The 14,602-nt window shown below is 68.1% G+C and carries 10 protein-coding genes; 4 read left to right on the top strand and 6 right to left on the bottom strand.

The genetic code is table 11. From position 1 onward, the window contains the following. Window positions 1-89: 89 nt before the first annotated feature. Together mnmH and NHH73_17160 are read right to left on the bottom strand one after the other, a co-directional pair. The gene (gene mnmH / locus NHH73_17165; protein USX24356.1) at window positions 90-1,151 is read right to left on the bottom strand and encodes a tRNA 2-selenouridine(34) synthase MnmH; all 1,062 of its coding nucleotides are present in this window, start codon (window positions 1,149-1,151) and stop codon (window positions 90-92) included. After that, entirely contained in the window at window positions 1,148-1,735 is a 588-nt protein-coding gene (locus NHH73_17160) for an arylesterase (protein ID USX24355.1), read from the bottom strand. The genes mnmH and NHH73_17160 overlap by 4 nt, the downstream gene beginning before the upstream one ends. A gap of 208 nt (window positions 1,736-1,943) precedes the next feature. On the opposite strand from NHH73_17160, the gene NHH73_17155 reads away from it, so the two are divergent. Continuing rightward, window positions 1,944-2,582: an ABC transporter ATP-binding protein gene (locus NHH73_17155; protein ID USX29643.1), complete on the top strand. Its 639-nt coding sequence runs from the start codon at window positions 1,944-1,946 to the stop codon at window positions 2,580-2,582. 5 nt (window positions 2,583-2,587) lie between these two features. Here the strand turns inward: NHH73_17155 and NHH73_17150 are convergent, their stop codons facing one another. Beyond that, window positions 2,588-4,138, bottom strand: coding sequence for an NAD(P)H-hydrate dehydratase (locus tag NHH73_17150; protein USX24354.1), 1,551 nt, complete (start codon window positions 4,136-4,138; stop codon window positions 2,588-2,590). A gap of 106 nt (window positions 4,139-4,244) precedes the next feature. Here NHH73_17150 and NHH73_17145 point away from each other — a divergent pair, with 106 nt between their 5' ends. Together NHH73_17145 and NHH73_17140 are read left to right on the top strand one after the other, a co-directional pair. Beyond that, on the top strand, window positions 4,245-7,853 hold the full coding sequence (locus tag NHH73_17145; GenBank protein USX24353.1) for a hydantoinase B/oxoprolinase family protein: 3,609 nt from the start codon (window positions 4,245-4,247) through the stop codon (window positions 7,851-7,853). Next, a complete protein-coding gene (locus NHH73_17140; protein USX24352.1) occupies window positions 7,837-9,915 on the top strand; it encodes an ATP-binding protein in 2,079 nt (692 codons plus the stop codon). Before NHH73_17145 ends, NHH73_17140 begins: the two co-directional genes overlap by 17 nt. Window positions 9,916-9,918: 3 nt before the next feature. Here the strand turns inward: NHH73_17140 and NHH73_17135 are convergent, their stop codons facing one another. The 3 genes from NHH73_17135 to NHH73_17125 all read right to left on the bottom strand — a co-directional run bounded on the left by NHH73_17135 (window position 9,919) and on the right by NHH73_17125 (window position 14,425). Continuing rightward, window positions 9,919-12,000 (bottom strand): acyltransferase, encoded by a 2,082-nt coding sequence (locus NHH73_17135; protein ID USX24351.1) that lies wholly within the window; start codon window positions 11,998-12,000, stop codon window positions 9,919-9,921. 160 nt (window positions 12,001-12,160) lie between these two features. Then, window positions 12,161-14,185 (bottom strand): acyltransferase, encoded by a 2,025-nt coding sequence (locus NHH73_17130; protein USX24350.1) that lies wholly within the window; start codon window positions 14,183-14,185, stop codon window positions 12,161-12,163. 75 nt (window positions 14,186-14,260) lie between these two features. Further along, window positions 14,261-14,425: a hypothetical protein gene (locus tag NHH73_17125; protein USX24349.1), complete on the bottom strand. Its 165-nt coding sequence runs from the start codon at window positions 14,423-14,425 to the stop codon at window positions 14,261-14,263. 14 nt (window positions 14,426-14,439) lie between these two features. Between NHH73_17125 and NHH73_17120 the strand changes: the two genes are divergently transcribed. Beyond that, entirely contained in the window at window positions 14,440-14,592 is a 153-nt protein-coding gene (locus tag NHH73_17120) for a hypothetical protein (GenBank protein ID USX24348.1), read from the top strand. Window positions 14,593-14,602 lie beyond the last annotated feature (10 nt).

Genomic DNA, 14,602 nt, shown 5'->3' with positions numbered 1-14,602 from the left:
CTTTTGTGCAGAAATCCGCATGCGCCGCTTTGTAACAAAGTTGTTACAAGCGGCGTTGGGGGACGCACTGTTTTGGTGTGGCGTGGCGGTTACTGCGTCGTGGCGCTCAAATTCGCCGCCGCCTTGTCGAAGGCGGTTGTGTCGATATCGTCAAGCTCAAGCACTGTGGCCTGGCCGAATTTGACGAAGTTGCGGTCGATCGAGCGCAAATATGCCGGGTCGTAGTGCCGCTCCAGCAATTCCTCGACCAGCGGCGCCATTTGTCCGCCATCGGACATCGATTGCCAGCGGTTGATCGTCTCGCGCCCGTGCAGCGCCGTCAGATGTTCCAGCTGCTCGTTCAACGACGCCGGACTGACCAGGAAATGCTGGTAATCCTCCAGCAGCAAGCGCACGCGATTGGCGCGCGACAACGTCAGCGAGATGCAGTCCGACGCCCGCATCGTCTCCATCAGCGCCGTCGGCACGCGCAGGTTGCCGACCTTCTTGCTCTCCGATTCCACAAACACCGGCAGCGCCGGGTCGAAGCGGCGCACGGTATCCCAGATGGCGGTCTCGAAGGCCTTCTGGCTCGGCTGCGGCTGGCTGGGCAGGTTGCCCAGCACCGAGCCCCGGTGCGCGGCCAGCTGTTCCAGGTCCAGCACTTGCGCGCCATGCGCGTGCAACACCTCCAGCAAACGGCTCTTGCCGCTGCCCGTGGTTCCGCACACGACCTTGAAGCGCAGCGGCGGCGCCACCTCCAGCGCGGCGTTGACGTGCGCGCGGAAGGCCTTGTAGCCGCCGTCGAGCTGCACCACCGGCCAGCCGACCTTGGCCAGGATGTGCGCCATCGAGCCGCTGCGGTTGCCGCCGCGCCAGCAATAGACCAGCGGCCGCCATTCGCGCGGCTTGTCGAGCCACAGCCGCTCGAGGTGGTTGGCGATATTGGCCGCCACCAGCGCCGCGCCGACTTTCTTGGCCTCGAAGGAGTTGATTTGCTTGTACATGGTGCCGACGCGGATGCGTTGCTCGTCGTCGAGCACCGGCGCGTTGATGGCGCCGGGCAGGTGGTCGAGCGCGTATTCGGACGGGCTGCGCGCGTCGATGATGGCGTCGAAACTGCTCAATTGATGCAGCACCTCGTCGATGCCGAGAATTTCCGGATACTTCATTTTGCCTTGATGGTTTTTTGCAGCACCGGCCAGATATTGGCCAGGATGATCGGGTGGGCCTGGGCCAGCGGGTGCAGGCGGTCGGGCTGGAACAGCTGGGTCTTGTCGGCGACGCCTTCGAGCATGAAGGGCACCAGCGGCGCCTTGAATTCCTTGCTCAACGTGCCATACATGGCAAAGAATTGCTCTGAATAGTCGCGTCCGTAGTTGGGCGGTATGCGCATGCCCACCAGCATGACCTTGGCGCCGGCCTTGGTGGCGGCCTCGTTCATGGCGCGCAGGTTGGCTTCGGCGGCCTTGACCGGCAGCCCGCGCAGGCCGTCGTTGGCGCCCAGTTCGATGACGACCAGCGTCGGTTTGTACTTGGCCAGCAGGGCCGGCAGGCGGGTGCGGCCGCCACTGGTGGTCTCGCCGCTGACGCTGGCGTTGACCAGCACGGCGTCGATGTTCTCGTCCTTGAGCTTTTTCTCGGCCAGCGCCACCCAGCCGGCGCCGCGCGCCAGGCCGTATTCGGCCGACAGGCTGTCCCCGAGCACAAGCACGGTTTTTGGTGCAGAATAGGCGCTCGCCGCTGCCGACAACATGAGCAGGGCGGCCAGTGCGTGTACACTTAGTTTCTTCGATAAATCTGTTACCAACTTACTCAATACATTTCGCATGCCCGATTTCCCTAAAGCGTCTTCCAATTTCGTGCCGGATGGTCCCGGCGGCGGTGGTTATAACACGGCGGGCACGGCGCCCGCCGCGCAGCCGGCCTCGCTGCTCGCGAGTCCCGCCATCGCCGTCAGCGGCCTGGCCAAGCGGGTCGCCGATGCCAGTGGTGAACTGACGATTTTGCACGAGGTGGATTTTACCGTGCAAAAAGCCGAGACGCTTGCCATTGTAGGCGCTTCCGGATCGGGCAAGTCCACTTTGCTCGGTTTGCTGGCCGGTCTGGACACCCCGAGTTCCGGCAAGGTGGTGCTCGACGGCGTGGACATCTACGCGCTCGACGAGGACGGCCGCGCCGCGCTGCGCAAGGAAAAGCTGGGCTTCGTGTTCCAGTCGTTCCAGTTGCTGGCGCATTTGACGGCGGTCGAAAATGTCATGTTGCCATTGGAATTGAGCGGCGCCACGCATGCGCGCGAAAAGGCCGAGGCGATGCTGGACCGGGTTGGCCTTGGCAGCCGCTTGAAGCACTATCCCAAGTACCTGTCCGGCGGCGAGCAGCAGCGGGTGGCGCTGGCGCGCGCGTTCGTCACCGAGCCGCCGCTGTTGTTCGCCGACGAGCCGACCGGCAGCCTGGACGCGGCCACCGGCGAATCGGTCATCAAATTGATGTTCGAATTGAACCGCCAGCATGGTTCGACCTTGGTGTTGGTCACCCACGACCAGTCGATGGCCGCGCGTTGCGGCCGCACCATCACCATCGCCGCCGGCCGCTTGGTGTAACGGGGTTACCTGCCGTGGTGCTGCACCATGCGGTTCAACGCCACTCTAATTGCCGGTATCAGTTCGCCGGCGGTGAGGCCGATCGGCCCGGCGCCGTCGGCCACCAGCACATCGGCCGCCATGCCGTGCAGCCAGGCCGCGCCCAGCGCCGCCTCCCACTGCGGCCAGCCCTGCGCCATCAAACTACCGCATAAACCGGCCAACACATCGCCGGTTCCGGCTGTCGCCAGCGCCGGATTGCCGGTCGTATTGATGACCACCGCGCCGGTGGGCGCCGCGATCACCGTCCCCGAGCCTTTCAACACCACCACCGCGTTCAACGCCGCCGCCAGCTTGCGCGCCGCCAGCACCCGGTCGGCCTGCACCTCTCCAACGGAACACTCCAGCAACCGCGCCGCCTCCAGCGGATGCGGCGTCAGCACGCCCGGGTGCTTGCGCTGGCCCAGCGCCGCGCCCAACGGCGGCGTGGCCGCGATCAGATTGAGCGCGTCGGCATCGGCCAGCAAGGCGCCGTCGCAGGCGATGGCGCGCGCCAGCAAATCGGCCGCCGCCGACGACGCCCCCAGCCCGGGCCCGATCACCAGGGTGGCTGTCTCCAGATCGAAATCTTCCGCGCCACGGCACATCAACTCCGGCTGGCCGGCGTCGCAGGGCAGCGGCTCGCCGACAAACAAGGCGTACACCCGGCCGGCGCCACCGTGCAGCGCCGCGCGCGCGGCCAGCAACGGCGCGCCGGCCATGCCGCGCGCGCCGCCGATCACCGCCACGTTGCCGTAGCTGCCTTTGTGCGAATTGTGCTGGCGCGGGCGCAGGTGGCGCGCGAACAGCTTGACGTCGTTCACATGCATGCTGGCCGGCGGGAACAGGGCGGCATCGATTTCCAGCCGCGAGACATCCACCAGGCCGGCATAATCGCGGCCCTCGGCGGTGTGCAGGCCCGGCTTGTCGGCGATGAAGGTGATCGTGTGCGTGGCGCGCACGGCCACCCCGTCCGGCCCGACGATGGCGCCGGTGTCGGCGTCCAGGCCGCTGGGCACGTCCAGCGCCAGCACCTGGCACTTGAGCAGGTTGACCGCGTCCACCAGCGCCCGCATCGCGCCGCTCAGCGGCCGTTTCAGGCCGATGCCGAACAAGCCGTCGACCACCAGGTTCCAGTCGGTGCCGGCCACCAGCGCCTCGGCGCCGCCGGCCGTTTCCGCCGCTTCGGCGGAACCATCGGTATCGGTGACATCGGCAAAGCGCACGTCGCTCACGCGCGCGCGTTGCAGCGCGGCCTGGCGCTCGGCCGAAGGTTCGCCGGTGGGCGGGTAGTGCAGCACGGTGACGTTGGCGCCGGCGTAGGCCAGGTGCGCGGCCGCCTCCAGCGCGTCGCCGCCGTTGTTGCCGGGACCGGCAAGCACCAGCACCCTGGCATGGTTGGTGGAGAACGGCAGCATGTCGAGCGCCGCGTTGGCGCCGGACTGGCCGGCGCGCTGCATCAGCGCGCCGTCGGGGAGTACCGCTGCCGCGGCGTGTTCGATGGCGCGGATTTCGGCCACGGAGTAGAGTCTATTCATGGTGTTATCTTAGCATCAAAATTTGTCCTGCACCGCAGGAACGACGCTTCCACCCGTGCCGCCCACACACTACAATAGGCGCTTCACTTGGCGTTTTGAGGCATGCATGGATTGGCAATTCTGGATCGACCGCGGCGGCACGTTCACCGACATCGTGGCGCGTCCGCCCGATGGCCGCCTGCGCACGTTGAAGTTGTTGTCCGAGAATCCGGAACACTACGCCGACGCCGCCATCGCCGGCATCCGCCAGATGATGGACATTGCAAAAGGCAAGCCTATCCCCGTGGCGCAGATCGGCGCCGTCAAGATGGGCACCACGGTGGCCACCAACGCGCTGCTCGAGCGCAAGGGCGAGCCGACCGCGCTGGCCGTCACGCGCGGCTTCCGCGACGCGCTGCGCATCGCCTACCAGAACCGTCCGCGCCTGTTCGACCGCCACATCGTGCTGCCGGAACTGCTGTATCAACACGTGATCGAGATCGACGAGCGCGTTGGCGCCCATGGCGACATCGTCACCGCGCTCGACCTCGACGCCGCCCGCGCCGGCCTGCAAGCGGCCTACGACCAGGGCCTGCGCTCGCTGGCGGTCGTCTTCATGCACGGCTACCGTTACCACGAGCACGAACACCGGGTGGCCGAGGCGGCGCGCGCCATCGGTTTTACGCAGGTGTCGGTGTCGCACGAGGCGAGCCCGATGATGAAGCTGGTCGCGCGCGGCGACACCACCGTCGTCGACGCCTACCTGTCGCCCATTCTGCGCCGTTACGTCGACCAGGTGGCCGGCGAGATGCCGGGCGTGAACCTGCAGTTCATGCAGTCGAGCGGCGGCCTGACCGACGCGCGCGCCTTCCAGGGCAAGGACAGCATCCTCAGCGGCCCGGCCGGCGGCATCGTCGGCATGGTGCGCGCCAGCCAGTTGGCCGGTTTCGACAAGGTGATCGGCTTCGACATGGGCGGCACCTCGACCGACGTGTCGCATTACTCGGGCGAGTTCGAGCGCGTGTTCGACACCCAGGTGGCCGGCGTGCGCATGCGCGCGCCGATGATGAGCATCCACACGGTGGCCGCCGGCGGCGGCTCGATCCTGCATTTCGACGGCAGCCGCTACCGCGTCGGCCCGGACAGCGCCGGCGCCAATCCCGGCCCGGCCAGCTACCGGCGCGGCGGGCCGCTGGCGGTCACCGACTGCAACGTCATGCTCGGCAAAATCCAGCCGCAGCATTTTCCGCAGCTGTTCGGCGCCGACGGCCGCCAGGCGCTCGACGCCGACACGGTGCGCGCCGGCTTCGGCGAACTGGCGGCGCAGATCACCGCCAGCACCGGGCTGGAGACGAGCGCCGAGCAGGTCGCCGAGGGCTTTATCGAGATCGCCGTCGGCAACATGGCCAACGCCATCAAGCAGATCTCGGTGCAGCGCGGCCACGACGTGACCGACTACACGCTCACCAGCTTTGGCGGCGCCGGCGGGCAGCACGCCTGCCTGGTGGCCGACGCGCTGGGCATGAAGACGGTGTTCGTCCATTCGCTGGCCGGCGTGATGTCGGCCTACGGCATGGGCCTGGCCGACCAGACCGCGATGCGCGAGGCGGCCGTCGAGGCGCGCCTGACGGAGCAATCGCAACCCGGGCTGGCCGCGCGCCTGGACGCGCTGGGCGAGCAGGCCCGCGCCGAGCTGCACCGCCAGGGCGTGGCCGACGAGCGCATCGCCCTGATCCGCCGCGCGCACCTGCGCTACGAAGGCACCGATTCGGCGCTGATCGTGCTGTTCGATACCAACGACAGCATGCAGGCCCAGTTCGAGGCGGCCTACCGCAAGCGCTATTCCTTCCTGATGGAGGCCAAGGCGCTGATCGTCGAGGCGCTGTCGGTGGAGGCGGTCGGCAAGTCGGACGCGCCGGCCGAGCATGTGGAAGCGGCGCCGCGGCGCGCCGCCGGCCTGGCGCCGGACGCCATCGTGCCCATGTACTCTGGCGGGCGCTGGCGCCAGACCAGCCTGTACCAGCGTTCGGCCACCCGCATCGGCGACATCGTCAACGGCCCGGCCATCATCGCCGAGGCCAACGCCACCACCATCGTCGAGCCGGGCTGGCAGGCCGAGGTCTCGCCGCACGACCACCTGGTGCTGCGGCGCGTGGCGGCGCTGCCGGAGCGGCGCGCCATCGGCACCAGCGCCGATCCGGTGATGCTGGAGATCTTCAACAACCTGTTCATGTCGATCGCCGAGCAGATGGGGCTGCGGCTGCAGAACACCGCCTATTCGGTCAACATCAAGGAGCGGCTCGACTTCAGCTGCGCCATCTTCGACGCCGACGGCAACCTGATCGCCAACGCGCCGCACATGCCGGTGCACCTGGGCTCGATGGGCGAGAGCATCAAAACGGTCATGCGCGAGAACGCGGGCAAGATGCGCGCCGGCGACGTCTTCATGCTCAACGATCCGTACAACGGCGGCACCCACCTGCCCGACGTCACCGTGATCTCGCCGGTGTTCGACCAGGCGGGGCGCGACATCCTGTTCTATGTCGGCTCGCGCGGCCACCACGCCGACATCGGCGGCACCACGCCCGGCTCGATGCCGCCGGACTCGCGGATGATCGAGGAAGAGGGCGTGTTGATCAATAATTTCAAATTGGTCGACGGCGCCGACGGCGGCCGCCTGCGCGACGCCGAAACGCGCGCCCTGCTGGCCGGCGCCCGCTACCCGGCCCGCAATCCGGACCAGAACATGGCCGACCTGCGCGCGCAGGTGGCCGCCAACCAAAAGGGCGTCGACGAGCTGCGCAAGATGGTCGCGCACTTCGGCCTGGACGTGGTGCAAGCCTACATGGGCCACGTGCAGGACAACGCCGAGGAGGCGGTGCGCCGCGTGATCGGCTCGCTCAAGGACGGCGCCTACACGCTGCCGCTCGATAACGGCGCGCAGATCCAGGTGGCGGTGCGGGTCGACCAGGCCAGCCGCAGCGCCGAGATCGATTTCGCCGGCACCTCGGCCCAGCTGGACAACAACTTCAACGCGCCGTCGGCGGTGTGCATGGCGGCGGTGCTGTACGTGTTCCGCACCCTGGTCAACGACGAGATCCCGCTCAACGCCGGCTGCCTCAAGCCGCTGAAGGTGATCATCCCGCCGGGCTCCATGCTCAATCCGCATTATCCGGCGTCTGTCGTCTCGGGCAACGTCGAGACCTCGACCTGCATCACCAACGCCTTGTACGGCGCGCTGGGAGTGATGGCGGCGGCACAAGGCACGATGAACAATTTCACCTTCGGCAACGCCAAATACCAGTACTACGAAACCATCAGCGGCGGCTCCGGCGCCGGGCCGGGCTTCGACGGCACCAGCGTGGTGCAGACCAATATGACCAATTCGCGCCTGACCGATCCCGAGATCCTCGAGTTCCGCTTCCCGGTGCGGCTGGACAGCTACGAGATCCGCGACGGCAGCGGTGGCGCCGGGCGCTGGCGCGGCGGCGACGGCGGCGTGCGCAAGGTGCGCTTCCTCGAGCCGATGACGGCGGCCATCCTGTCGAACAACCGCATCCACGCGCCGTTCGGCATGGCCGGCGGCGCACCGGGCGCGCTCGGGCGCAACACCGTGCTGCGTGCCGATGGCGGCGTCGAGCGGCTGGGCCACATCGGCAAGGTCGACATGCACCCCGGCGACGTGTTCGTGATCGAAACGCCGGGCGGCGGCGGCTATGGTGAACCGCTTGACTGACGCGCGCGACAGCCCCGTCAGCCCGCCCGGGTTCGCGCCCGGCGGCGTGATGGCCGCACGCGTGGCCGCGCACGACTGGGGCGCCACGCCGCTGGGGCCGATCGAAGGCTGGCCGCCGGCGTTGCGCATTACCGCCAACCTGGTACTGGCCTCCCATTTCCCGTCCTGTCTGGTGTGGGGCGAGCACAAGGTCATGATCTACAACGACGCCTTTTGCCCGATCCTGGGCCGGAAGCCAGACGCGCTGGGGCGCTCGTTCCAGCAGGTGTGGGAAGAGGTGTGGGACAGCCTGGACCCGATCTGGGCGCTGACCAGGCAGGGCCGCTCGACCTTCATCGAAGACTATCCGCTGGTGGTCAACCGCAGCGGCGCCAGCGAGCAGGCCTATTTCACATTTTGCTACAGCCCCGTTTTCGACGAGCACGGCCACATTGTCGGCATGCTCGACACCGTCATTGAAACCACCGAAAAAGTACAGGCCATGCGCGAGGCCGCCCGCTTCTCGGTCGCGCTGGAGGACGAGCTGAACGCGCTGACGCAGGACCGCGACCGCATCTGGCAGCTGTCGAGCGATCTGATGCTGTTGCTGGACGCCGACGACGCGGTGGCGGCCATCAACCCGGCGTTCACGCGCACCCTGGGCTGGAAGGAGGGCGAGCTGTCGGGCCGCCCGTTCATCACGCTGGTGCATCCCGCCGAGCGCGATCAGGTCGCCGCGCGCGTGGCGTTGATACGGGCGGCGGCCGCCTCGTCGCGTCTGGAGATCCAGCTGCGCCACAAGGACGGCCATTTCGTCTACATCGTCTGGACCAGCGCCCTCAACGGCAACTATCTGCTCGGCATCGGCCGCGACAGCACCGCCGAGCGCGCGGCCGCCGCCGTGCTCAAGCGCACCGAGGCCGCCCTGCAGCACGCGCAGAAAATGGAGGCGATCGGCAAGCTGACCGGCGGCGTCGCCCACGACTTCAATAATCTGCTGCAGATCATCTCCGGCAACCTGCAGTTGCTGTCGGCGGTGCTGGGCGCCGGCCACGGCGCGCTGCGCTATGTCGAGCGGGCGCTGGCCGGCGTCACGCGCGGCGCCAAGCTGGCCAGCTATCTGCTGGCGTTCAGCCGGCGCCAGGCGCTCGAGCCGGAGGTGGCCCGGATCGACGGCCTGCTCGCCGGGATGGACGACATGCTGCGCCGCACACTCGACGGCCAGGTCGACATCGAAACGCGCATCGGCGACGGCTTGTGGCACACTTTCGTCGACACCGCGCAACTGGAAAACGCCGTGCTCAACCTGTGCATCAACGCGCGCGACGCCATGGACGGCAGCGGCAAGCTGACCATCGTGATCGACAACGCGGTGCTAGACGACGACTATGCCCGCGCCCACGTCGAGGTGGCGGCGGGCGAGTATGTGATGATCGCCGTCGGCGACACCGGCAGCGGCATGCCGCCCGAGGTGCTGCAACGGGCCTTCGATCCCTTCTTTTCCACCAAGGCCGAGGGCAAGGGCACCGGGCTGGGGCTGTCGATGGTGTTCGGCTTCGTCAAGCAATCGGGCGGCCATGTCAGCATCGCCAGCGAGGTCGGCGCCGGCACCACGGTGCGGCTGTATCTGCCGCGCTGCCCGGAAGCCGCAGCCGAGGCCGCGCCGGCGGCGGGGGAGGGCGAGGGCGAGCCGGCGCTGGCCGGCGGCGGCGAGACCGTGCTGGTTGTCGAGGACAACGACGCGGTGCGCGACATCGCCGTCGAGATGCTAGGCGAACTGGGTTACACGGTGCTGGAGGCCCCCGACGCCGTCGGCGCAATGGAGATCGTCGACAGCGGCGTGCCGATCGACCTGCTGTTCACCGACGTCATCATGCCGGGGCCGCTGCGCAGTCCGGAACTGGCGCGCCGCGCCCGCAGCAAATTGCCCGGGCTGGCGGTGCTGTTCACCTCCGGCTACGCCGAAAACGCCATCGTCCATGACGGTCGGCTCGATCCGGGCCTGGAGTTGCTGGGCAAGCCCTACACGCGCCAGGCGCTGGCGCGCAAAATCCGCCTGGTGCTCGAGCGCGCCCGGGCGTAGCGGTCAAAATGTCCGGGCGGCGCCGCTCAAGGCGGGGCTGCGCGGCGAGGCGCCCGGCGATGGGCCCGGGCCGGGGCCGGGCGGCGTGGCGAACATCGCGGCGAGCATCGGCGTGAGCGTGCGCGCGCCGTGCAGGCTCAAATGGTCGTCGTCGAAGTACATGGCGTGCTGGCCGCGCACCGCGTCGCAGCGGCCGTCGGGGCACAGGTAGGGCAGCGGGTCGAGCAGGACGATGCCGCAGCGCGCGTGCGCCTGGTCCTGCGCGGCCAGCGTCCTGGCGTGGCGGCGCTGGTAGTCGGCCACCGACAGCGAGATGTCGCGGCGCGCGCCGAACAGCAGCGCCCGGGCGCTGGCCGACGGCACGTCGATCCCCATTTCGGGAATCGGGCGCAGCATGAAGACGCGCCGGTCGCGGGCGAGCGCGCAGGCCGTTTCTACGTGCCGCTGCGCGGCTTGGCGGTAGTGGTCGTCGCTGCGCGAGCTGCGCGGCTGGTCGAAATAGATCGCCGGCGCGACAGGGTCCTCGTCGCTGTCCTCATTCGCTCCTTCGAGGTAATACGAGGTGCGGTTGACGATGACGATCGGCACGCCGGGGTAGGCCTTGGCCGCCTGGTTCAGGATCCAATCGTTGAAGCGCGCGCAATCGGTCGAGGCGCTGGCGGCAAAGCGCACCCCGCGCATCAGCGGACAACCTTCCATTGTCCAGCGCATCGCCGCTCCCGCGTTCGCCGGCAGCGCGCGCTCGACGGCGTCGAACAGCGCGCCGGCGTGGCTGTCGCCGACCACGATGACCGCCACCGGCAGGCCGGCCGCGCCGCAGCCCCGGTCGTGGCCGTTGGCGAGGATCTGACAGCGGGGATCGGCCTCCAGGCGGTCGCCGGCCGCCTGGAACATCGCGTCGACGGCGGCCGGCAGGCGCTGGGCGAAACCGTGTTCGCTGCTGATGATACGGGCCGGGAGGATGACGGCCAGGCAGGCACAGGCCATGGCAAGCGAGGCGGCGGCGGCGGACAGGCGCTCGACCGGCCGGCGCAGGCCCGTTTCGATCCATTGGTAGGACAGATGCCCCAGCAGCGCGGTCAGCAGCAGCGCGCAGCCGATCGCGGCCGGCGAGTTGCGTGCCTCCAGGTAATACAACCCGACTGCCAGCGGCCAGTGCCACAGGTACATCGAATACGAGCGCGTGCCGATCCACTGCATCGGCGCCGAGCAGGTCAGCACGGAATCCTGGCGCGCCGCCACCAGCACCAGCACCGCGCCCAGCACCGGCACGGCCGCGCGCCAGTCCGGCCAGGCCGTATGGCCGAAGCCGAGGATGGACAGCACGATCAGGCCGAGACCGGACAGTTCCAACAGGCGGGGCAGGGTGGGCCGGAACGGCGGCGAAGGCCACGCCGCCGGCCAGGCCGGCGCCTGGCGCACGGCCAGCGCGGCCAGGCCGCCGGCGATCATTTCCCACGCCCGGCAAGGCAACAGGAAGAACGCCGAGCCGGGGCTGTGGCGCGCCGCGTAGAGGCACATGCCCAGCGACAGCAACGCGCCCGTGGCCAGCACGGCAATCAACGTGCGGCGCGACGCCCGTATCCGCCAGGCGGCCACCATCGCCACCGGCAGCAGCATGTAGAACTGCCATTCGACCGACAGCGACCACGTGTGCAGCAGCCAGATGCCGTGCGCGCTGGCGGCGAAATAGCCGGTTTCGCGCCAGAACTTGACGTTGGAATAGAACAGCAGCGCGCTGGCCGTTTGATCGGCCAGCGTGGCCAGTTCGCGTGCCGACATGACGAACCAGCCAGCCACCAGCAGCAGCGCGCACATGGCCAGCAGCGCCGGCCAGATGCGTTTGGCGCGCGCGAGAAAAAACGCCCCCATGAAGCGGGCGGGGCGCGCTGCGGCGCCGTCGTCCAGTGCGCGGGCGATGATGCCGGTCATGAGATAGCCGGAAATGACGAAGAAGACGTCGACGCCGACGTAGCCGCCGGCCCAGCCCGGCAGGCCGAAGTGGAAGAAAATGACCGCCAGAACGGCCCAGGCCCGCAAGCCGTTAATGTCGTAACGAAAACTGCTGTGCACAACCTTACCCATGTGGAACCACCCTGTCGGCGTTGGATTTACCACTACGCAACGTGCGAAATGGCAATCAATTGCCAATTTTAAAACATAATTTCCTATTTGAAAATATATTTTTAATTATGTCAACGTTCGGCGCGCGCCGGGACGTGGTGGCGGCCGCTGGCGGCGGTGCTCAGGGCGCCGCGCCGCCCGGCTGCGCGTGCGCGTGCGCGGTGGCGTGGCCGCCGGCGAACACGGTCGAGAACATCGGCGTCAGGCGCGAGGCGCCGTAGCGGCTGAGGTGGTCGTCGTCGAAATACAGCGCGCGTTGCCCTTCCACCGACTCGCAGCGCCCGGCCCGGCACAGATAGGGCAGCGGGTCGAGGATGACGACGCCGCAGCGGGCGTGGGCTTCGTCCTGCGCCTGCCAGACCCGGGCGTGGCGTTTGGCGTACTCGTCGAGCGGCACGGCGATCTCGCGCGGTTTTCCCATGGTCATCGCATGGCCCATGACGTTGGGCACGTCGATCCGCCTCTCCGGTATCGGCCGCACCATGTACACCTTGCGCCGCTTGGCGATGGTGCACGCGGTGTCGACCATGTTGTCGCGCACTTCCTTGTAAAACTCGGGAGTGCGCGTCGCGTATTGTTTGCTCATGTAGATGCCCGGCTTGGCGATGTCGTCGTCGGTGTGCAGCTCGTTCTGGCCTTCCATGTACAGCGAGCCGCGGTTGATGATCACCACCGGCACCGTCGCCGGCACGCTGGCCAGGCGATCCAGCGCCCAGCCGACCAGGCGGTCGCATTCGGGCGAGGGATTGCCCACCGTGTACACGTGCCGCATCGACGGGCAGCCGTGGGTGGCCCAGCGCTCGGCACGCAGATCGGGACGCGGCAAGGCTTGCCTGACCGCGTCGAACAGGGCGATCGCGTGGCTGTCGCCAAGGACGATCACGCCCAGTTCGCTGCCGGCGGTGGCGCAGCCGCGCGCGTCGCCATGTTCGACGATGCGGCAGTCCGGCATGCGGTCCTGTTTTTCGGCGCTGGTGGCGAACATGTTCTGGATCTCGGGCGACAGGCGGCCGGGGATGCCGCCCTGCATGGCGATCACCGTGCCGGGGACAACCACGAGCAGGCAGGCGGCGGCCAGCGCGGCCGAGCCGGCGCCGCGCGGCAGGCGGTCGAGCGGCCGGCGCATGCGCGTTTCGACCAGCTCGTAGGAAAGGTGGCCCAGCAGGAACGTGAGCAGCAGGGCGCACGCGGTCTGCACCAGGTCGGCGTCGTCGCCGAAGTAGTAGATCGCCACCACCAGCGGCCAGTGCCACAGGTACATCGAGTACGAGCGCGCGCCGATCCAGCGCAGCGGCGCCCAGTTGGTCAGCACCGAGTCCTCCTTGGCGGCGATCAGCACCATCACGGTGCCGAGCACCGGCACCAGCGCGTGCCAGTCGGGCCAGACCAGGTGGCCGAAGGCGAGGATGGCGTAGCCGATCAGCGCCAGCCCGCCCAGCTCCAGCGCGTGGCGCACGGCCGCCGAGCGTGGCGCGCGCGGGGCGCCCAGCGCCACCAGGCCGCCGGCGATCATTTCCCACGCGCGGCACGGCAGCAGGAAGAAGGCGGTGCCGGGGCTGCGCTGCGCCATGACCAGGCACAGCGCCAGCGAGACCACGGCGCCGGCGATCAACAGCACCACCAGCGCGCGCGGGGTCGGCCGGATGCGCCACGCCACCAGCATGGCGATCGGCAGCACCACATAAAATTGCCATTCGACCGACAGCGACCAGGTGTGCAGCAGCCACAGGCTGTGGGCGTTGGCCGTGAAATAGCCGGTCTCGCGCCAGAATTTGATGTTCGAGAAGAACAGCACGGCGCTGCGCGCCTGTTCGCCGTAGCTGCGGAATTCGTCCGGCGACATGGTGAACCAGCCGACCACAAACAGCGCCGCGCACATCACCAGCAGGGCCGGCCAGATGCGCAGCCCCCGGGCGAGGAAGAATTTCCACAGGAACTGTCCCGGCCGGTCCGCCGCGCCGCCTTGCAGGGCGCGCGCGATGATGCCGGTCATCAGGAAGCCGGACAGCACGAAGAAAATGTCGACCCCGACATACCCGCCGTCGAGGCCGGGTATTTTGAAGTGGAACAGGATGACGGCCAGCACGGCCCAGGCCCGCAGGCCATTGATATCCGAACGGAAACCTCCCTTAACCGCAGTTCCCACAGATATCTCCTTTAAAAGTAGCCGCCAACGCGGCGGTGCATAGCAAAACGCTATTATAAACATTCAAATTGGCAATTAAGCACCCATGGCAAAAAATATGGCCGGCGCCGGTACGCCGCCGGCGGCCGCTTCGGCCGCTTCGGTGGTGGCGGATGGCGATACCTTCGGGCGCGCCATCCGGTCCGGCGCGATCGCTGCTTGCGGTGGCGCCGCGCCGCTCGTTACAGTCGGCTTTTGCATGCTGAGAAGGAAATATGATGCGAGCCTTGTTCAGGCTGTTGCGCGCAGGCGGCACCGCGCAGTCGGCGATCACTTGCGCCTTCTTCCTGTGCGCGATGTACTTCGTGTCGTGGTATTTGATCAATCACTGGTCGCAATTCCCGGGCGCGCCGATCTTTTACCGCTAACACGGCGTGG

This window comes from Oxalobacteraceae bacterium OTU3CINTB1 (assembly GCA_024123955.1).
Classification (GTDB): domain Bacteria; phylum Pseudomonadota; class Gammaproteobacteria; order Burkholderiales; family Burkholderiaceae_D; genus Rugamonas.
Note: the sequence above shows the minus strand (reverse complement) of the source record. Positions and strands in the feature narration are given on the sequence as shown.

What these genes read in the sequence shown, in the direction of transcription:
- NHH73_17145 (USX24353.1), top strand. Translation starts at nt 4,245, where the DNA reads ATGGATTGGCAATTCTGGATCGACCGCGGCGGCACGTTCACCGACATC.
- NHH73_17160 (USX24355.1), bottom strand. Translation starts at nt 1,735, where the DNA reads ATGTTGTCGGCAGCGGCGAGCGCCTATTCTGCACCAAAAACCGTGCTT.
- mnmH (USX24356.1), bottom strand. Translation starts at nt 1,151, where the DNA reads ATGAAGTATCCGGAAATTCTCGGCATCGACGAGGTGCTGCATCAATTG.
- NHH73_17125 (USX24349.1), bottom strand. Translation starts at nt 14,425, where the DNA reads ATGCAAAAGCCGACTGTAACGAGCGGCGCGGCGCCACCGCAAGCAGCG.
- NHH73_17150 (USX24354.1), bottom strand. Translation starts at nt 4,138, where the DNA reads ATGAATAGACTCTACTCCGTGGCCGAAATCCGCGCCATCGAACACGCC.
- NHH73_17120 (USX24348.1), top strand. Translation starts at nt 14,440, where the DNA reads ATGATGCGAGCCTTGTTCAGGCTGTTGCGCGCAGGCGGCACCGCGCAG.
- NHH73_17135 (USX24351.1), bottom strand. Translation starts at nt 12,000, where the DNA reads ATGGGTAAGGTTGTGCACAGCAGTTTTCGTTACGACATTAACGGCTTG.